This is a genomic window from Pseudooceanicola sp. (assembly GCF_041987405.1).
GTDB lineage: Bacteria > Pseudomonadota > Alphaproteobacteria > Rhodobacterales > Rhodobacteraceae > Pseudooceanicola.
This window is the reverse complement of record NZ_JBHIWR010000001.1, coordinates 115,698-134,430: the sequence shown is the minus strand read 5'-3', so window position 1 is coordinate 134,430 and position 18,733 is coordinate 115,698. Positions and strand designations below refer to the sequence as shown.

Below are 18,733 nucleotides of genomic sequence, written 5' to 3'. Positions count from 1 at the left end.
GAAAGCGAAGACCATGGCCGGGCAGGGCAGGATCGCGGCCGTTCTCGGGCCGACCAATACGGGCAAGACGCATTACGCGATTGACCGGATGCTGGGCCATCGCACCGGCATCATCGGCCTGCCGCTGCGGCTGCTGGCGCGCGAGGTTTATGACAAGATCGTCGCCATCCGTGGCCCCTCGGTCGTGGCGCTGGTCACCGGCGAGGAACGCATCGTCCCGCCCCGCACGCAGTACTGGGTCTGCACGGTGGAGGCGATGCCCGAGGGCATGGGCCCCGATTTCCTGGCCATCGACGAGATCCAGCTCTGCGCCGATCCCGAGCGCGGTCATGTCTTTACCGACCGGCTGCTGAGGGCGCGGGGGCTGAACGAGACGCTCTTCCTCGGCTCCGACACGATGCGCTCGATGATCGCCAACCTCGTCCCCGGGGTGGAATTCATGCGCCGCGAGCGGATGTCCCAATTGACCTATTCCGGTTCGAAAAAGATAAGCCGAATGCCGCCAAGATCGGCAATTGTCGGCTTTTCAGTTGATAATGTATATGCCATCGCCGAACTGATCCGCCGCCAGAAGGGCGGGGCAGCGGTGGTCATGGGCGCGCTGAGCCCGCGGACACGCAATGCCCAGGTGGCGCTCTATCAGAACGGCGATGTGGATTATCTGGTGGCCACGGATGCCATCGGCATGGGGCTGAACCTCGACATCGACCATGTCGCCTTTTCCTCGCTGATCAAGTTCGACGGACGGCGGATGCGGCACCTCGCCCCGAACGAACTGGCCCAGATCGCGGGCCGGGCCGGACGGGGTATGGCCAACGGCACCTTCGGCGTCACCGGCGAGGCGCCGCCGTTGGACGATGAGGTGGCCGAGGCGATCATGGATCACCGCTTTACCCCCGTCCGGCATCTGCAGTGGCGGAATTCCGCGCTGAACTTCGCCACGCCCGACACCCTGATCGCCGCGCTGGAGGAACCCCCGCGGATCGAGGGGCTGCACCGCGCCCGGGATGCCGACGACCTGATCGCCCTGCGCGCCCTTTCGGCCGATGCGGAGGTGCGCGCCCGCGCCTCCGGCCCCGAGGCCGTGCGCCTGTTGTGGGATGTTTGCCGCATTCCCGATTTCCGCGGCATCAGCCATGCCGAACACGCCAGCCTGCTGACCCAGATCTATGCCTATCTGCACCAATCGGGCCGCGTTCCCGACGACTGGCTGGCGACCCATATCCGCCGCATCGACCGGGTCGATGGCGACATCGACACCCTGTCCAAACGGCTGGCTTTTATCCGAACCTGGACCTATGTCGCACAACGGAAGGGCTGGGTTCGGGACGAAAGCCATTGGCGTGGCGAGACGCGCGCTGTAGAAGACCGCCTGTCGGATGCGTTACATGAACGCCTGACGCAGAGATTTGTGGACCGGCGCACAAGCGTACTTTTGCGCCGGCTCAAGCAGAAGGAGGCCCTTTTGGCCGAAGTCAGTGATACCGGGGAAGTGACCGTCGAAGGAGAATTCGTCGGTCGTCTGGAAGGGTTCCGTTTCCGTCAGGACGCGCAGGCGTCGGGCGAGGAGGCCAAGACACTCGCCAAGGCGGCGATGCAGGCCCTGGCGCCGCATTTCCATCTGCGCGCGGACAAGTTCTACAACGCGCCCGATACCGAGATCGACTTCACCGATCAGGGCGGGCTGATGTGGGGCGAGCAGGCGGTCGGCAAGCTGGTCGCCGGTCCCGAGGCGCTGAAACCGCAGGTCGAAGTCTTTGTCGATGACGAGGCCGGGCCGGAGGTCGCCCAGAAGGTCCAGCGCCGTCTGCAGCACTTCATGGACCGCAAGATCGCCGCCCTGTTCGAGCCGCTGCTGGCCATGTCGCGGGATGAGACGCTGAACGGTCTGGCGCGCGGCTTTGCCTTCCAGATGGTCGAGGGTCTGGGCATCATTCCGCGGCAGCAGGTGGCCGAGGAGGTCAAGCAGCTGGATCAGGAGGCACGCGGCGCGTTGCGCAAGCACGGCATCCGCTTTGGCCAGTTCACAATCTTCATGCCGCTGCTGCTGAAGCCCGCGCCGACCCGTCTGCGCCTGGTGCTGTGGTCGCTGGCCAAGGGTCTGCAGGAATTCCCTGACGCCCCGCCGCCGGGTCTGGTCACAGTACCGACCGACACCGCCGCGCCCGAGGGCTATGCCACCATGTCGGGCTACCGCACCGCCGGGCAGCGCGCGATCCGCATCGACATGCTGGAACGTCTGGCCGACATGCTGCGCGGCGAGGACAGCCGGGGCGGGTTCGAAGCCAAGGCCGACATGCTGTCGATCACCGGCATGACCCTGGAACAGTTCGCCGACCTGATGGAAGGCCTGGGCTACAAGGCCGCGAAGGGTGAACGCGAAAAGGTCCGCCACGCCCCCGACGAAACGCCGCAGGTCGTCGACGACAGCGCCGTGACCGCCGAACCCTCCGAGCCCGCCGTCGAAGGGGCCACCCCCGACGGCACGCCCGAAAAGCTGGAGAGCGAGGAAACCACCGCAGGCCTCACCACCGAGGAGGTGCTGGCCGAGGTCGCGCCGGAGGAAACCTCCCCCGTCGCCGAGGCCACGCCGGAGGCCCCCGCCGATATTCCCGATCAACCCGCCGAGGAGACCGCGCCGGACCTGGAGGTCTTCTTCACCTTCACCTGGGGCGGCAACCGATCCCGTCGTGGCGGCGAACAGCAGGGCCGGGGCGCCCGCGGCCGCCGCGAGGACGGTCAGCCACAGGGGCAGGGCAAGCCCAAGGGCGGCAAACCGCGCGGACCGAAGGGCAAGGGTGGCAAGGGGCGCCGCGACGAGGGGCCGAAGTCCTTCCAGTCGCGCCCGCCGAAGAAGGAAAAGGCGATCGACCCGGACAACCCCTTTGCCGCAGCGCTCAAGGGGCTGAAGACGGACTGATCCCCTGGGCGGGGCAGCATGTCGGACCAACAACAGAAATTCCGCCTGGACAAATGGCTGTGGCAGGCGCGGTTCGTCAAATCGCGCAGCCTGGCCGCCGGGCTGGTCACCGGCGGGCATGTCCGTGTCAACGGCAACCGCGCCGCCAAACCCGCCCATGGGGTGCAGCCCGGTGATGTGCTGACCTTCCCGCAGGGCGACCGCATCCGCGTCGTGCGCATCCTCGCCCCGGCGCTGCGTCGTGGCCCCGCGACCGAGGCGCAGACGCTCTATGACGATATGTCGCCTCCGATGGAGAAGACGGAAATCCCGCAGGGCGCCCGCAATGAAGGCAATTCTCGCCCGACGAAGCGGGATCGTCGGAAACTCGATCTTTATCGCAAGGGGATAGGCGATGATGCGCTTGAATGATCCGGCAGTGCAGGTTAGCTAACCCGAAACGCCGCAAAGGCCCGAGCGGAGCCACCCATGACCTATATCGTCAACGACGCCTGTATCGCCTGCAAATACACCGACTGTGTCGAGGTGTGCCCCGTGGACTGCTTCTACGAGGGGGAGAACATGCTGGTGATCCACCCCGACGAATGTATCGACTGCGGCGTCTGCGAACCCGAATGCCCCGCCGATGCGATCCGGCCCGACACGGAACCGGACATGGAGAAGTGGGTGGAGTTCAATCGCAAGTACTCCGAAATGTGGCCCGTCATCGTGACCCGCAAGGACCCGCTTCCCGAGGCGGAGGAGCGTGATGGCGAAGAGGGCAAGCTGGAGAAGTATTTCTCGGAAAATCCGGGGGCTGGGGGCTGACCCTGCGTCACCCCATCCGACGCCGCGCTGCAACATCCTCCTTCCGATTCGGGGTGATTCGTGTTATGGTGTCGTTCGTATGATGAAGACTGCCAGCCCCTTTGCCACGGACTCTGCCATCCGTAGCGTGACATAAACACAAGCCATGTAGCGCCGGACGAGGCCTCGATTGCCTCGCCCGTACACGTGTCGCCTGTTGACGGGGCTCTGTGAGGATAAAACACGATGACCAAAGCGAAAAAAGCCGAATTCAGCCCGAACGATTACGTTGTCTACCCCGCCCATGGCGTGGGTCAGATCGTGTCGATCGAGAGCCAGGAGATCGCCGGGATCTCGCTCGAGCTTTTCGTGATCTCCTTCGAGAAGGACAAGATGACCCTTCGCGTGCCGACGAACAAGGCGACCGAGGTGGGCATGCGCTCTCTCTCGACCCCCGATGTCGTGTCCAAGGCCATGACGACCCTTAAGGGCAAGGCCAAGGTCAAGCGGGCCATGTGGTCGCGCCGGGCGCAGGAATATGAACAGAAGATCAACTCCGGCGACCTGATTTCCATCGCCGAGGTCGTGCGCGACCTGCACCGCAATGACGACCAGCGCGAGCAGAGCTATTCCGAACGTCAGCTCTACGAAGCGGCGCTGGAGCGTCTGACCCGCGAAGTTGCCGCCGTCTCCGGTGCGGATGAGGTCGACGCGGCGCGTAAGGTGGACGAGGTTCTGCTGTCCCGCGCGGCGTAATCGCCTGACATATCAATGAAAAGCCGCTCCGGGGTCCCGGGGCGGCTTTTTTGATGCGCAATCAGAGCGCCATCAGCACCGCGATCTCCGCCACGACCTGCACCGCGCCCAGGATATCGCCCGTCTGCCCGCCGATCCGCGCCAGCGCCAGCCGCGACAGCAGCGCCGCCACACCGATGGCCACCAGCCCCGCGACGACCACGCTGCCCGACAGGACCAGCGTCAACCCGAGGGCCAGCACAAAGGCCAGCGCCGCCACATCGCGATCCGGCCGCCCGACCCCTTTCGACAACCCGTCGCTCCGCGCATGGGGCACCAGTGCCATGACCCCGGGCAGCACCCCGCGCGACAGCACGGCGGCGGCGATCACCACGCCCCAGTGGCCATGCGCCAGCGCCTGCACCACCAGCGTCCAGCGCGCGAGAAAGACAAGGATCAGCGCGATCACCCCGTAGGAACCGATGCGGGAGTCGCGCATGATCTCCAGCCGCCGCTCCCGCGTCCAGCCACCCCAGAACCCGTCCGCCGTATCCGCCAGCCCGTCCTCATGCAGCCCGCCGGTCAGCAGCACCTGCACCAGCAGCACGATCACCCCCGCGACCCCGGCACTCAGCCCCGCCCAGATTGCCAGCCCGCCGGCCCCCACGGCCAGCGCCCCGACCAGCAGACCGATCACCGGCCAGCACCAGGCCGCGCCGATTCCGCCCGAGCGGTGATCGGGCAGGGGAAGGCGGGTCAGCAATCCTGCACCGGTCAGGATGTCTGTCCGCAGACGTGAAAGGACGTTTTCCATGGGTTGCTCCTGATGCGCCATGCTTTAGACACTGCGCAGCACGTCTGATCAACGAGGAATACCATGTCCCAGGCCCCCGCGTCCCTTGATGCTTACCGCGACAGTCTCTCGGCTCTGGAGGGCCCGGATCAGACGGCGATTGCCGACGCCGAGGCGCGAAATGCGCAGCTGACCAAACCCCCTGCGGCCCTGGGTCGGCTGGAGGATCTGGCCCGCTGGTACGCCGGCTGGCGCGGCGACGGGCGCCCGGCGCTGTCCAATCCCCAGGTGGTGGTTTTTGCCGGAAATCATGGGGTTGCCGCGCGTGGCGTCTCGGCCTTCCCGACCGAGGTCACGGTGCAGATGGTGGCGAACTTTGAACATGGCGGCGCGGCGATCAACCAGCTGTCGCGCCAGTTCGGCGCGCGAATGGATGTCCATGCGCTGGACCTCGACCGTCCGACGCAGGATTTCACCCAGGCCCCCGCCATGGACGACGCTGACGTGCTGACCGCCCTTGGCACCGGCTGGGCCGCCGTCGATCCCGCGGCGGACCTGCTGGTGACCGGCGAGATGGGGATCGGCAACACCACCTCCGCCGCTGCCATTGCCCACGCGCTTTATGGCGGGGCCGCCGAGGATTGGGTGGGCCGGGGTACAGGCGTGGATGACGCCGGACTGGCCCTGAAGGCGCAGGTGGTGCGCGAGGGCGTCGCGCGCCATGCCGGTGGCGACGGGCTGAACACTTTGGCACGGCTTGGCGGGCGCGAAATCGCCGCCATGGCCGGCGCGATCCTGCGCGCGCGGCACGAGGGCATTCCGGTGATCCTCGACGGCTTCATCTGCTGTTCCGCCGCCGCCTGCCTGCATGCTGTGAACCCGGCCGCGCTGGACCACTGCGTCGCGGGCCATGTCAGCGCCGAGTCCGCACATCCCGCGCTGCTGGCGCAGCTTGGCCTGACACCGCTTCTGTCCCTCGGCCTTCGCCTGGGCGAAGGCTCCGGCGCGGCGCTGGCCATTGGCATCCTGCAGGGGGCCATCGCCTGCCATTCCGGCATGGCCACCTTTGCCGAGGCCGGGGTCAGCGGGGGCTGAGCCCCCCTCAGGCCGCGTCCTCCTCATCCGTCAGCAGCGCCTGGAGAGCTGCTTCAAGATCGCGCTCCAACTCCTTGGAGCGTGCCACATATTCCGGATTCTGCTCGGCCGCCAGCTCCGGATCCCAAAGCTCCGCCAGCTCGCGTATCGTCTCGCGATCGTGGTGATAGAAGGCGTCTTCCAACCGTGAGGCCTCGTAGTCGGTGAAGCCGGTGTTTTCCAGCACGTACCGCCCCGCCCGCAGGCTGCTGTCGAAGGTTTCCCGCACGATGTCATCGGCGCCCGCCTGGTAGAGCTCATAGACATGGCGGCGGTCCCGCGCGCGGGCGACGATGTGCAGATCGGGCCGGAACTTGCGTGCGTATGCGACCAGCCGCGTGACAGAGGCGGGGTTGTCCATCGCCGCGACCAGCACGCGGGCCTTTTCCAGCCCCGCCGCGCGCAGGATGTCCGGCCGGGTCGGATCGCCGAAATACCCCTTGAAGCCAAAGCGGCGCATCACCTCGATGGTGCGCATGTCGTGATCCAGAACAACGGTTCTGATGCCGGAGCTCTGCACCAGCCGGTTGACGATCTGCCCGAAGCGACCGATCCCCGCGATGATGACGGGTCCGTCTTCGTCGATCTCATCTGCATCGCGTTCCTCGCTGATCGGCTCGCCGATCTTCTTCGACAGCCAGTCATAGAGCAGGAACAGCAGCGGCGTGATCAGCATTGTCAGCGCGATCACCAGCAGCAACTGCTCGGCCAGGACCGGCGGCAGCACCTGCTGTTGCTGCGAGAAGGACAGGAGGACAAAGCCGAACTCCCCCGCCTGGGCGAGAGACAGGGTGAAGAGCATCAGCCGCCTGCGCCGCAGCTTGAACGCCCGCCCGATCAGGAACAGCAGGCCGCCCTTGATCAGGATCAGTCCAAAGGCCATGCCGAGGATCACCACCGGGTCACCCAGGAGCACCTCGAAGTTGATGCCCGCGCCGACGGTGATGAAGAAGAGACCCAGCAACAGCCCCTTGAACGGCTCGATATCGCTTTCCAGTTCGTGCCGGAATTCGGAGTTGGCCAGAACCACGCCCGCCAGAAAGGTGCCAAGCGCGGGCGACAGGCCGACCATGTTCATCAGAAAGGCGATGCCCACCACGATGACCAGCGCCAGCGCGGTATACATCTCGCGCAGCTTGGCGGCATGAATGAAGCGAAAGACCGGCGCGGTCAGATAGACCCCGGTCAGGATCACCGCCGCGACCGCACCAAGCGTCACCAGCGTCACGCCCCAGCCCGGCAGCCCCTCGACCAGCGACATGCCGTGCTGCGCCTCTTCGCTCATCGCGGTCCGGGTCAGCGACCCGTCGGGGTTGGCCGTCAGCCCGAGGGCGGGCAGGGCAAGCAGCGGCAGGAAGGCCAGCATCGGGATCACCGCGATGTCCTGCGTCAGCAGCACCGAAAAGGCGGATCGCCCCCCCGGCGTCTGGATCAGCCCCTTTTCGGACAGCGTCTGCAACACGATGGCGGTCGAGGACAGGGCGAGGATCATGCCGGTGGCCAGGGCGACAGTCCAGCCATACCCAAAGGCGCGGAAGGCCAGGAAGATCGCCAGGGTCGTCAGTGCCACCTGCAAGCCGCCCAAGCCCAGCAACCTGTGCCGCATCGCCCAGAGCGCCTTGGGTTCCAGCTCCAGCCCGATGAGGAACAGCATCATGACCACGCCGAATTCCGCGAAATGCTGCAGATCGTGCGACTCATGCCCGATCAGCCCCAGTACCGGCCCGATCACGATCCCCGCGGCCAGATAGCCCAGCACCGAGCCGAAGCCCAGCCGCGCGGCGATCGGCACCGCGATGACCGCGGCGGCGAGGTAAATGGTGGCCTGGTAAAGGAACTCGTCCATGAGATGTCTTTCGTCTTACAGCGGGCGCGTCGGGAGGGGACCGTCCTGTTTGAATTGGTCCATGACAATCTGGCTTTGCACCCGTGTAACCGATGGATGCGGCAATAACACCTCGTGAATCAGCCTGTGCAGCTCTGCCAGATCGGCACAATAGACCCGCAGCAGGTAATCGGACTCTCCGGTCAGGGTCCAGGCGCTGGTGATCTCGTTCCGCGAGGCCACAAGCGCGGCAAAATCGCGGGTTTGGTTCGGCCCGTGGGTCGCCATCTGCACCTGCACGAAGGCCTGAATCGCCAGCCCCAGCTTAACCGGGGCGAGGCGCGCGACATAGGCGTCGATATAGCCCTCCGCCTCCAGCCGCTGCCGCCGCCGCCCGGCCTGGGAGGACGACAGGTTCAGCATCTCGCCCAGCTCCTGCGCGGTCAGATGCGCGTCTTTTTGCAGCACGGTTAGAAGGCGCAGGTCGGTTGAGTCGAGCATATGCGGGAGTCTCGCGTAAAATCTGAAATCATCGTAAATCCCGCGCATATTTTCGGCAAGCAACCGCGCCGCGGTTGGGTCTTGTCCAAGACCCCGCGCTCAGGATCGCGGCATTGATGCGCGAAGGCCAACACTCCGCCTCCGCCGCGTGCCCCGCCGACCTGTCCCCCGGCTTCATCTTTCCCAAAATACTCCCGCCGGAGGCAGATCGCCGCAGGCGATCTTCATCTCAAACCGCCATGGCCCTCAGCCGCTCGGCATGTTCAGGGTCAGGTTCTGGTTGCCCTTGCGGTAGCGCAGCGTGTCCTCGCCGATAGCCAGCACCCGCCCGCCGTCGATCCGGTCACCGACCTGGACCTTTCGGTACCGGCCATTGGCCAGACGAACCAAAGCCCTCCTGTCGGAGGGCTGGCCGTAGACACCGATCAGGTTCACCTCCGTCAGGTCCAGTGCGTTGCGCACGGTTGCCTGCCGGGCCACGGACACCGCCGTCGGCCCGGATGGCGCGATGGCCGGGGGCGGTTCGGGTGTGGCGCGGGCGGCGGCGGCCAGTTCGCCGATGTTGCCCGGGCGCTGGATCGGCCGCAGGGCAATGAAGGCGGGCTCGATCCCGTCGGCTGCCGCCTCGGCCTCGCTCTGTTCCTCGGCCTCGCGCACCGCGTCGGCGCCGGAGGCCAGACCCGCGGCGATGGAGGCGCGCTCCTCATCCTCGATCAGCGCGGTGCCCTGCTCGTCCGACCGCACGGCGCCGGAGGCGAGCGAAGCGGCGCTGGCCAGTTCCACATCGTCCGACGCGGCCTCTTCGCTCGTTGCGCTTTCGGTGGTCTGGTCGGAGGTGCCGGGCCGCAGGCGCGGGCGGACCAGGGCAAACCGCGGGTCCGGTTCGGCCTCGGCCCCCGGTTGGGGTTCCTCGGTCAACTGCGCGTCCGAGGGGGGCTCTTCGGTGGTCTCGGCCTCTGGCGCGGTCTCGGGCGTCGTCTCCGACGTGGCCTCTGGTGTGGCCTCAGCTTCTGGCTGGGCGTCTTCCGTCGGCTCGGGCTCCAGTGCCTCTCCCGGGCGGGGGGGCGGCACAACGGGCGGATCGCCGGCAAAAACCATGATACCCGAGGGGGTCATCGCGCCATCCTCGGTCGGAATCACCAGCCCGCGCTCGTCCATGTCGAACCGCTGCCCGAAGACCGGCGGCGGGGCCGGGGGCGCGGGGCGGGCATCGGGGCTGAGCGCGGCGAGAGAGACAGAGGGGCCGCGCGTCGGCGGCGCATCGGAATCCGTCGCGCTGTCCGTGCCGGGCGATGCCGTGCCGGACCCGGAGGAGGCGATCCCCTCGGGCGAGTCCTGCCAGATGCCGGAGGCGGCGTACCGCGCCTCCTCCTCGGCGGTGGTGGTCTCCTCGACGGTGCCCTCGTCCGGGGTGCTTCCGTTACCGGGGCGCTCATCACTGGCGGTCGTCTCTGAGGCAGGCGGCTCCTCGGTCACGGCTTCGGTCACGATCAGCGGGGATACAGGCTCCTCCGCCGTTGCCGTGTCCTCGGCGGGGGGCTCTTCCTCCACGGGGGCCTCGGCGGCAGGTGCTTCGGGCTCTGCCGCGCTTTCCTGCAGGGCGGCCTGGACGGCGCGATCCTCTGCCGTCTCCGGACCATCCGCGGCCGTGTCATCCCCCGGAGCGGGCGGAACGAAGCTTTCTGTCGGCGCCTCCTCCGGGGCAACCGCGACCTCCTCCAGCGTGCTGTCCGGGCGCCCGAAGAGGGCCGACAGCGAGGCATCGCTGAACAGCGCCGCCCAGGCGACGGACCCGACGACCAGAATGGCCGCCACCACCGCGACAACCACCCCGATCGAGCCGCCGCGCCCAGGGTCATAGGTGGCATTGCGCGCCCCGAACACGGTCAGCCGTTCTTCCTCGGCCTTGCGCTCCTCGGCGGTCAGCGCGCCGGGGCGGCGATCCCCGCCGCGGGTTTCGGTGTCCGAGGGGGCGGGCATGACTGTCAGCGTCGGCTCCGCCTGTGGCGGGGCGATCGGCGTATCGGTGGGCGGTGTGGGCTTGTCCTTGCCCTTGCGGCCCTTGCGTTTGGGCGGCTTGTCCGCTTTCGCGTCTGCCTTTCCCTCGGGCTTCGGCGCGGGCGTCGGGGCGGCGGGGGCAGGCTCAGCGGGGGCGGGCGGTTCCGCCTTGCTCAGCGCATCCTGCGCGGCGGCTTCGGCGGCGGCGGCCTCCTCGGCCTTGATCCGTGCGGCCTCCTCCCGTTCCGCCTGCGCCTTGGCCCGTTTCTCGGCCCGCGCTGCGCGGCGGTCGGCCAGGGCGGTACGGACACGGGTAGATACCCCGGACCCAGCCGCCAGGACGGCGGCGAAACGCGGTTTGCCCGAAGGGCTGTCCGCCGAGGGCGCGTCGGACTTCAGGCTGTCCGACAATTCCTCGGGGTTGATGTCGCGGGGGGGCATGACGACCGGCGCAGGGGCCTTGCCCGCCTCCGGCGGCGCAAAGGTGATCCGCGGCGCGTCATTGCGCGGCTCTGCGGGGCGGGTGATTTTCAGCGGTGCCTCTGCGCCGGTGGCCGCGCCCGCCTCCGCCGTGGCCCGTCGGCTGCTGAAGGAGACGGGGCCGCTGTCTTCGTCGCTCCCGCCGGTCGTCTCAACCGGGGTTTCTTCCGCGGGGCTTTGCGCGGTTTCGTCGGTGGCATCTTTTGCAGGGGCGTCGGAAGTCGCCGTCGTCGTCTCGGCCACCTCTTCCACCGGGGGCTCGGCCGGAGTCGGCGGCACCTTGACCCGTCCGGAGACGCGGATCGCGGTCACATCGGGTTCGATCTCGATATCGTCGGGCACGTCATGGGCGGTGCCGAAAAACGGCTCGCCCGTGTACTCGCGCCCCTCCGGCATCGCCGCGAAGGAGACCGGGGTGAACCCAAAACTCCGTGCGAAATCATCGGCTTCCTGCAGGGTTTCGGTGGCCACGGCCGCGATCTGCAACTGATCCCCCGCGACCGAATGGTCGATCACCAGCTCGTCCAGCGCATAGGGCGTCGCCCCGTCCAGCGCCTGCTCCACGGCCTGTTGCCGCGCCGCGGGGTCGGCAGGCCCTGCGGGGATGGAGAGATAGCGGATCTGATCGTTCGGAATGACGACCTTGAACTGCGCCTCGCCGGGGGCAAGGCGGTCCGCCGCATCGCGCAGCCTGGCCATGTCCTTGGCCAGGTCAGGACTATCTGGATAAGCCTCGCCGACAAGGGCCCAGCCCGGGGACGACCGTTGCAGCAGGGCAATGCCGTCCATCGACAAGATCAGCGCGAAATTCGGTTTCATGGTCCCGACAATTGACGTGAGAGGAGGCGCGGACGCCTCCCCGGAGTTTGCTGGATGCTATAGCACCGTTACCGCGAGGAAAAGCACAAGGCGATCACGAAACGGACTGTAGCGGTCATCCGCACGCCTTCGTGAGCGCCTGATCCAGATCTGCGATCAGGTCCTCTGCGTTCTCGATCCCGATCGACACGCGCACCACCTCCGGCGCGGCACCGGCGGCCTTCTGCTGCTCTGGCGTCAGCTGCCGGTGCGTGGTGGAGGCCGAATGGATGATCAGCGACCGCGTATCGCCCAGGTTGGCCACGTGGGAGAAGATCTCCACCGCGTCCACCAGCTTCACGCAGGCCTCGTAGCCATCCTTCAGCGCAAAGGTGAAAAGCCCGCCCGCGCCCTTGGGACAGATCTTGGCGACACGGCCCTTGTAAGAGGAACTGTCGAGCCCCGCATAGGTCACGTAATCGACGCGCGGGTCGTTCTCCAGCCATTTGGCGACTTTGACTGCGTTCTCCACATGCCGCTCCATCCGCAGCGACAGCGTCTCGATCCCCATGAGCGTGTAATGCGCCGCCTGCGGGTTCAGCGTCATGCCGAGATCGCGCAGCCCGATGGCGATGCCGTGGAAGGTGAAGGCCAGGGGGCCGAAGGTTTCGTGGAACTTGAGCCCGTGATAGGCGGGTTCCGGCTGGCTGAGCGAGGGGAACTTGTCGCTGGCGGACCAGTCGAACTTGCCCGAATCCACCACGACGCCACCGGTGACCGTGCCGTTGCCGGTCAGGAACTTGGTCATGGAATGCACAACCAGCGTGGCGCCATGGTCGATCGGACGGCAGAGGTAGGGCGTGGCCGAGGTGTTATCGACGATCAGCGGCAGGCCCGCCGCATCCGCGACCGCCGCGATGGCGTCGAGATCGGTGATGTAGCCGCCCGGGTTTGCGATGGATTCGCAGAAGACCGCGCGCGTGTCCTCGTCGATGGCCGCCTTGACCGCGTCAAGATCGTCGAAGTCCACGAAGGTGGCCGACCAGCCGAAGCGCTTGATCGTCTGGCTGAACTGGGTGATCGACCCGCCGTAAAGCCGGGTGGAGACGACCACGTTCTTGCCCGGCCCCATCAGCGGGAAGAGCGCCATGATCTGCGCCGCATGACCCGAGGAGCAGCAGACCGCGCCTGCACCGCCCTCCAGCGTTGCCACACGTTCCTGCAGAACGGCGACGGTCGGGTTGGTCAGGCGGGAATAGATATAGCCCACTTCCTGCAGGTTGAAGAGCGCCGCCGCGTGATCCGCATCCCGAAACACATAGGCCGTGCTCTGATAGATCGGCGTCTGACGGGCGCCGGTGGCCGGATCGGGGCGGGCGCCCGCGTGGATCTGCAGAGTGTCGAAACCGTATGCCATGTAAACCTCCCTGTGGCGCCCCGGTTCGGGGCTTGCCAAAAGGCTTACGGGATCGCAGCTTGCCCCTCAAGCTTCCACCGAAAGGACCGCGCATGAACCCGCCATTTCACCTCGCCTATCACGTCACCGACCTGGACGCGGCCCGCGCCTTCTATGGCGGTGTCCTGGGCGCGACGGAGGGGCGCAGCACCGAGACCTGGGTCGATTTCGATTTCTTCGGCCATCAGCTCTCGCTCCACCTCGGCACGCCCTTCGAGACGACGAACACGGGCAAGGTCGGCGATCACATGGTGCCCATGCCGCACCTGGGCCTCGTGCTGCCGCTGGATACCTGGCGCGAGATGGCGGACCGACTGAGCGCGGCGGGGACGGAGTTTGTCCTGCCGCCTTCTGTCCGGTTCGAGGGGGAGCCGGGGGAGCAATGGACGATGTTCTTCCGCGACCCTTCGGGAAACCCGATCGAGATCAAGGGGTTCAAGGATTTCGCGGGGCTGTTCGCGACGTAGGGTGCGTGCTCGCACGCACCATGGTGCCGGGTCGGGCGGTGCGTGCAAGCACGCACCCTACGTAATGGCCTCCGTCCGCGCAGAATGTACGGACGCCGTCATTCCATTTGGGACATCGGACGTCGGTCCCGCCCGGCGGCAACGCCCGTCGCCTGGCAGTCGATCGCTCGCAATCGACGAGAGGGGGCAGCGCCGACCCGCATCTGGCGTGGCAATATGCGTCTCCAGGCTCATTCCGCCCCCGCCAGCCACAGCGCGTGCCCGCTTATATCTCCCGGCCACTCCGCGATAGCCGCCCCAAACGCCTCCGTATCCCCGGAGTAGAGCTGGCGCATCGCCTCCTCGAACCCGGGCAGGTCGCCTGCGATGGCGGAACAGAAGCGATAGGCCGCATCCCGACGCAGGGCGCTGTCGTCGCCCCGGCTGGCCGCCTCCACCAGCCGCCGCAATGTGGCCGAGGCGCCGCCGCGCTGTGTCGCAAGCCAGTCCCAGTGGCGCGGCAGCAGGGTCACCTCCCGCGCGACGACGCCCAGCTTGGGCCGACCGCGGCCCACGCGGTCGGGGTAACGGGCGGCCACGGCCTCCGCCCCGCCAGAGAGGTCGAGGTCGGTTTCCCGGCCTGTCTCGTCTGAGAAGATCAGAACGTTTGTTTCGCTCCGGTCGATCAGGGCGCGGGCGAGGGCACCCCGCGTTCCGCGCGCCACGACACGGGGGCCGGCGAAGGCTGTGAATGTCTCTGTCATCCGTGCTATTTACACCCGGGTAAAAATATGGTCAACCGGCGCGAAAGGAGTCTGCCATGGCAATCGACAAACGCGCCGCCCGCATGGCCTGGAAAGAGCGGGATACAGAATGGACGGTCTACGTTGCCCGCACGGGTGGCGCGGCCTGGGTCGGGGTGACCGCGGACCTGAAGGCGATCGAGAACCGCCTGGGCTTCACCCTGAAACTCGGGGATTGCCGCACCAAGGGGATGCAGGCGGCCTATGACGGCACCCTGACCATCGAACCGCTGGAAACCCTGGACGACAGCCTCGGCCCGCTGGCACGGCAGGACGCGATCAAGGACCGGCGGGCCCATTGGTGCGCCGAACTGGGAGCGACCCCGATCGAGGCCTAGCGCATCCAGTAGCCTTCGCGCTTGATCCGGTTGCGGATAGCCTGTTCCCGGCGGGGCAGGTTATCGCGGTCGAACATCGCCCGCACCTTGTGCCCGCGCCCCTGAAAGACCGTGCGCTTGACCGGATCGTAGCCCTTCAGAACCCGCTTGATACGCTGTGGCGCCGTCACCTCTTCCAGGACCTCCACCACCCGGTCGCTTTCCCGCGCATAAAGCAGCGGCAGCACCCGGTAGTGGCAGCTGACCTCGCCGTCAAGCAGCCCCGGCGGCAGCGCATCGCGCCCGCCCCCTAAGGAGGAGATCACCAGCGGCAGGGCCACCTGATCCAGCCAGGGGGTCATCTGCTGGCCGATCAGCTCCCTCGGCGGGTCGTCACGGATGGTCAGTGCATAGTCGAGGAACCGCTGACCGAAGACGCGCGGGCAGCGGTAGAAGAAATACCCGGCGTTGAAATAGAGGTAGCGGCGCCAGAACTCATCCGGCTGCGTCAGGTCCAGCGAGGCCTCGAAATCCAGGCCGAACCTGTCATAGAGCGACCGCCAGATCTGCGTATAGCCCGGACCATAAAGCTCGATTTGCGGCCATGTCCCTTCGACCCGCAGTGAGGCCCCGGGGCGGTCGAAGTCGAAAGGCACCCGGGTCAGACTGTCGAGGATCAGCGTATCGGTGTCGAAAAAGATGAAGGGCTCGCCTTCGGGCAGGGCCAGCAGCGCCTCGATCTTGTTGCCATAAGGGTAGGCGTGGCCGAAATGGCGGCTCTCGAAGGGCAGGAGGGTCGCGCCCATCTCCTCCAGCAGGTCCCGGACCTCGGCACTCATCTCCGGCAATTTGGGCCAGAGCGGGCCGGGCTGCGGTTCGGCAACAAACAGGCGCGGGGTCTGGGGGCTGTTGGCAAAGAGGGAGGCGGCAAAGATCACCGCCTCGTATTGCAGCCGCCCGGACTGCCCCACGATCACGATATTCGGCCCCGCCTGTCCCGCGTCCCTGTTGGTCATGCCCCCGATACCCTTGATGGCCTTGCAAAAATCAATGCTTGGTCTTGTCGACCCTAGCAAAGATAATGGCAAGGGAAAGGCCGCGTCTGTGGCGGCCCTGTCTTGTCAGGTAGGTGCTCATGTTTTTCTGGGTCTGGACCATCGTCGCCTTGGCCATGCTGGGCATGCCCGGAGAGCCGGGGGAGCCGCCGACGCCTCAGCGGATCACGACCACGACCGCCCCGGCCAGCCCTGCGACCCCCAATGCGCCGAACTCTCCGAACTCGCCAAACGCCCCGAATGCGCCCGGCTCGCCGATGAGCCCCGCCACCCCGGCCATCGTGGCGGAGCCGCAGGTGCCCTCTGGCAGGTTCACCACCGCGGTGGAGGTCAAGCCGATCCTGACCGCGACCAAGGGCTCCTGGGTGGCGGTGCGGGAATACGACGGCAAGGACCTGGTCTATGTCACCCAGATCCTGTCCTGGCGCTGCGGCCTCGCGGGGATGAGCCTGTCCATCAACGGCGGCACGCCCGAGATCTGGGATATGCCACCCTGCCTGGACAACACCGCAACGCCCAATGCGATTACACCCGACGCCGTGATCTACCGCAGCTATCCGCTCGGATCGGTGCAGAGCGTGACCGTGGGGGTCACCTATGACGATCTGACCACCGACAGCGCGACGTTTCAGCGGGCGCAGGTGCTGTTGCCCTAAGCCATCATCGGGCCGTCACTGGCACTCCAGAACGATCTTGCCGAAATGCGCGTTCGCGGCCATCTCGTCCAGCGCCTGCTGCGCTTTGTCCAGCGGCAGGACACGGTCTATCGGCAGAGTGAGCTTCCCCGCCTCCAGCGCCCCCCAGAGGTCGCGTTCCACGGCCTTGGAGATCACCTCGACCTCATCCACACTGCGGGTCCGGAAGGTGACGCCGATGTACTGGATGCGGCGCAGCGCGTGCAGGTCGAAGTCGAACTCCGCCCGCATGCCCGCAAGCCGCCCGACATTCACGATGCGCCCGCCGATCCGCGTTGCGCGCATGGTTTCGTTGGTTCCAGGACCAGAGAGCATGTCGATCACCAGATCGACGCCCGCGCCGCCGGTGGCATCCAGAACCTGGGCCGACCAGCCCTCGGCGCTGGTGTCCACGGTGCCGGTCGCCCCGAACTCCGACAGTCGCTTGCGCCGCTCCGGCGTGGTGGAGGAGCCGAGGACCACCTCCGCCCCCATGTGCTGCGCGATCTGCATCCCCATGAGGCCGACGCCGGAGGAGGCCCCCAGCACCAGAACCGACTGGCCCGGGGTGAGATGCCCGTTCAACACCAGCGCGTCGTGCATGGTCCTGAGCGCGACCGACAGCGTCGCCGCCTCGCGCCAGCCGAGATTGCCGCCGGGCAGGGGGAAGACGCGCCGCTGATCCGCCACGCCATATTCGGCAAAGCCCCCAAGGCCCGAACACATGACCCGGTCGCCGGGTTTGTAGCGGGTGACATTGGCGCCGACCTCCACCACCTCTCCGGCCCATTCGAGGCCCAAGACCGTGCCTGCGCCACCGGCCGCCCCATGGGCATGGCCCGCCGCCATGCCCAGATCGGCACGGTTCAAGGCTGCAGTGTGATTGCGTGTCAACACATCATTGGGGCCGGGGGTGGGGCGTGGCACCTCGCGTATATCGACACCGGCCCCGTGCTGGGCAGCGGCTTTCATAAACATTGGCAGTCCTCCCGGAAGGCAGAATGCGCGGTCGGGCAGGGGCGTGCAACCTCGATTTTACCGACGGGTCAATACCCTGTCTGTCGGGCCATCAGGGCGGTGATAGGCGCAGTTGTGGCCGCCACCCCACATCCGGCCCTGTTTGCCGTGTGGTAAGCTTGGCCTTCTCACGGCTTTCGCTAAACTCGCTTTCAGGAGGCCGTGCCGATGACCCGATCCGCAGTATTGACCGCATTGCTGTCCCTTGCCCTGCTGGCGGGCTGCGATATGCCCAGAGGCTCCCTCGAACATGCCAGAATGAGTTTTGGCGTGGCCGACCCGCGCCCCGAGGCCTTCCATGTCTGCGGCGACATCGGCTGTGCCAAACGCGTCGCGGTCGCCCTCAGCCCCGCTGAATGGCGCCATGTCCGCGCCCCCTTCGCCCGCCGACCCAGATCCGCCGGGGAGGAGCGCCGGGCCCTGGCCGAGTCCCTGCGCCGGATCGAGGTGATCGTCGGCGCCAAGACCGGCTATGACACCGATGAGGCCTTTTCCGCGCTGCAGCTTTCCGGCAATTCGCAGGACTGCGTCGACGAGATGGTCAACGCCGCGGTCTACCTCGCTCTCTTCGACGACGCCGGGCTGATGCGCTATCACCAGCAGGGTCAACGCGTGACCATCGGGCCGATGACTAGACGCTTTTGGCCGCATACGGTCTCGTCCATCTTTCAGCGGGACACGGGCCAGGAGTTCATCATCGACACCTGGGCGGTGAATGTCGGCGAGTTGCCGATCGTGATGGACCGCCAAGCCTGGGCCAACAACGAACCGTTCCGTCAGGATTTCTGAACGTGGGCCGGGGTGGCCCTGATCATTGCGAGATGCGGGGGAGTGGTGGGCGACCCTGGAATCGAACCAGGCATGGGTCTCCCCGGCGGAGTTACAGTCCGCTGCCGCACCTTGCAGCTCGTCGCCCGATCAGGCTCCGGGCCGGGCCCGGGGCGGATCGTGAGGGGGTGATTACTAAGGCCGCCCGGGGGCGTCAACAGGAAATC

Annotated in this window: 17 protein-coding genes and 1 tRNA gene; 9 read left to right on the top strand and 9 right to left on the bottom strand. The window is 66.9% G+C overall.

The genetic code is table 11. The features are described 5' to 3' along the window. The first annotated feature begins 13 nt into the window (after positions 1-13). The 4 genes from ACFC2Y_RS00660 to ACFC2Y_RS00645 all read left to right on the top strand — a co-directional run bounded on the left by ACFC2Y_RS00660 (position 14) and on the right by ACFC2Y_RS00645 (position 4,462). Positions 14-2,920: a helicase-related protein gene (locus ACFC2Y_RS00660; RefSeq protein ID WP_375173126.1), complete on the top strand. Its 2,907-nt coding sequence runs from the start codon at positions 14-16 to the stop codon at positions 2,918-2,920. 18 nt (positions 2,921-2,938) lie between these two features. After that, positions 2,939-3,331 carry an RNA-binding S4 domain-containing protein gene (locus ACFC2Y_RS00655; RefSeq protein WP_375173125.1) on the top strand — a complete coding sequence of 131 codons (393 nt, stop codon included), beginning with the start codon at positions 2,939-2,941 and terminating at the stop codon, positions 3,329-3,331. 57 nt (positions 3,332-3,388) lie between these two features. Further along, on the top strand, positions 3,389-3,727 hold the full coding sequence (gene fdxA / locus ACFC2Y_RS00650; RefSeq protein ID WP_375173124.1) for a ferredoxin FdxA: 339 nt from the start codon (positions 3,389-3,391) through the stop codon (positions 3,725-3,727). Positions 3,728-3,952: 225 nt separating this feature from the next. Then, on the top strand, positions 3,953-4,462 hold the full coding sequence (locus ACFC2Y_RS00645; RefSeq protein WP_375173123.1) for a CarD family transcriptional regulator: 510 nt from the start codon (positions 3,953-3,955) through the stop codon (positions 4,460-4,462). Positions 4,463-4,523: 61 nt separating this feature from the next. Here the strand turns inward: ACFC2Y_RS00645 and ACFC2Y_RS00640 are convergent, their stop codons facing one another. Beyond that, positions 4,524-5,255 (bottom strand): adenosylcobinamide-GDP ribazoletransferase, encoded by a 732-nt coding sequence (locus ACFC2Y_RS00640; protein ID WP_375173122.1) that lies wholly within the window; start codon positions 5,253-5,255, stop codon positions 4,524-4,526. A 63-nt stretch (positions 5,256-5,318) separates the two neighbouring features. Between ACFC2Y_RS00640 and cobT the strand changes: the two genes are divergently transcribed. Then, positions 5,319-6,329, top strand: a complete 1,011-nt coding sequence (gene cobT, locus ACFC2Y_RS00635) for a nicotinate-nucleotide--dimethylbenzimidazole phosphoribosyltransferase (protein ID WP_375173121.1) — start codon at positions 5,319-5,321, stop codon at positions 6,327-6,329. Between the two features lie 7 nt (positions 6,330-6,336). On the opposite strand, the gene ACFC2Y_RS00630 is transcribed toward cobT, so the two are convergent. From ACFC2Y_RS00630 to ACFC2Y_RS00615, 4 genes are all read right to left on the bottom strand, one after another. Next, complete coding sequence (locus ACFC2Y_RS00630) at positions 6,337-8,214, bottom strand: monovalent cation:proton antiporter-2 (CPA2) family protein (RefSeq protein WP_375173120.1); 1,878 nt, start codon at positions 8,212-8,214, stop codon at positions 6,337-6,339. 15 nt (positions 8,215-8,229) lie between these two features. Next, entirely contained in the window at positions 8,230-8,694 is a 465-nt protein-coding gene (locus ACFC2Y_RS00625; RefSeq protein WP_375173119.1) for an Lrp/AsnC family transcriptional regulator, read from the bottom strand. A gap of 246 nt (positions 8,695-8,940) precedes the next feature. Next, a complete protein-coding gene (locus ACFC2Y_RS00620; RefSeq protein WP_375173118.1) occupies positions 8,941-11,991 on the bottom strand; it encodes a hypothetical protein in 3,051 nt (1,016 codons plus the stop codon). Between the two features lie 115 nt (positions 11,992-12,106). Continuing rightward, entirely contained in the window at positions 12,107-13,387 is a 1,281-nt protein-coding gene (locus ACFC2Y_RS00615) for an O-acetylhomoserine aminocarboxypropyltransferase/cysteine synthase family protein (protein ID WP_375173117.1), read from the bottom strand. A gap of 92 nt (positions 13,388-13,479) precedes the next feature. Between ACFC2Y_RS00615 and ACFC2Y_RS00610 the strand changes: the two genes are divergently transcribed. Further along, positions 13,480-13,893: a VOC family protein gene (locus ACFC2Y_RS00610; RefSeq protein WP_375173116.1), complete on the top strand. Its 414-nt coding sequence runs from the start codon at positions 13,480-13,482 to the stop codon at positions 13,891-13,893. A gap of 230 nt (positions 13,894-14,123) precedes the next feature. Here ACFC2Y_RS00610 and ACFC2Y_RS00605 read toward each other — a convergent pair whose 3' ends face one another. Continuing rightward, positions 14,124-14,636, bottom strand: coding sequence for a DUF2239 family protein (locus ACFC2Y_RS00605; protein ID WP_375173115.1), 513 nt, complete (start codon positions 14,634-14,636; stop codon positions 14,124-14,126). Between the two features lie 56 nt (positions 14,637-14,692). On the opposite strand from ACFC2Y_RS00605, the gene ACFC2Y_RS00600 reads away from it, so the two are divergent. Continuing rightward, complete coding sequence (locus tag ACFC2Y_RS00600) at positions 14,693-15,013, top strand: hypothetical protein (protein WP_375173114.1); 321 nt, start codon at positions 14,693-14,695, stop codon at positions 15,011-15,013. Here the strand turns inward: ACFC2Y_RS00600 and ACFC2Y_RS00595 are convergent. After that, a complete protein-coding gene (locus tag ACFC2Y_RS00595; RefSeq protein ID WP_375173113.1) occupies positions 15,010-16,008 on the bottom strand; it encodes a hypothetical protein in 999 nt (332 codons plus the stop codon). The two genes, ACFC2Y_RS00600 and ACFC2Y_RS00595, sit on opposite strands and share 4 nt — an antisense overlap. A gap of 119 nt (positions 16,009-16,127) precedes the next feature. Here ACFC2Y_RS00595 and ACFC2Y_RS00590 point away from each other — a divergent pair, with 119 nt between their 5' ends. Next, positions 16,128-16,703 carry a hypothetical protein gene (locus ACFC2Y_RS00590; protein ID WP_375173112.1) on the top strand — a complete coding sequence of 192 codons (576 nt, stop codon included), beginning with the start codon at positions 16,128-16,130 and terminating at the stop codon, positions 16,701-16,703. A 15-nt stretch (positions 16,704-16,718) separates the two neighbouring features. Here the strand turns inward: ACFC2Y_RS00590 and ACFC2Y_RS00585 are convergent, their stop codons facing one another. Next, positions 16,719-17,699 carry a zinc-binding alcohol dehydrogenase family protein gene (locus tag ACFC2Y_RS00585; protein WP_375173111.1) on the bottom strand — a complete coding sequence of 327 codons (981 nt, stop codon included), beginning with the start codon at positions 17,697-17,699 and terminating at the stop codon, positions 16,719-16,721. A gap of 207 nt (positions 17,700-17,906) precedes the next feature. On the opposite strand from ACFC2Y_RS00585, the gene ACFC2Y_RS00580 reads away from it, so the two are divergent. After that, entirely contained in the window at positions 17,907-18,527 is a 621-nt protein-coding gene (locus ACFC2Y_RS00580) for a hypothetical protein (RefSeq protein WP_375173110.1), read from the top strand. Between the two features lie 43 nt (positions 18,528-18,570). Here the strand turns inward: ACFC2Y_RS00580 and ACFC2Y_RS00575 are convergent. Then, positions 18,571-18,654, bottom strand: a tRNA-Tyr gene (locus ACFC2Y_RS00575). Positions 18,655-18,733 lie beyond the last annotated feature (79 nt).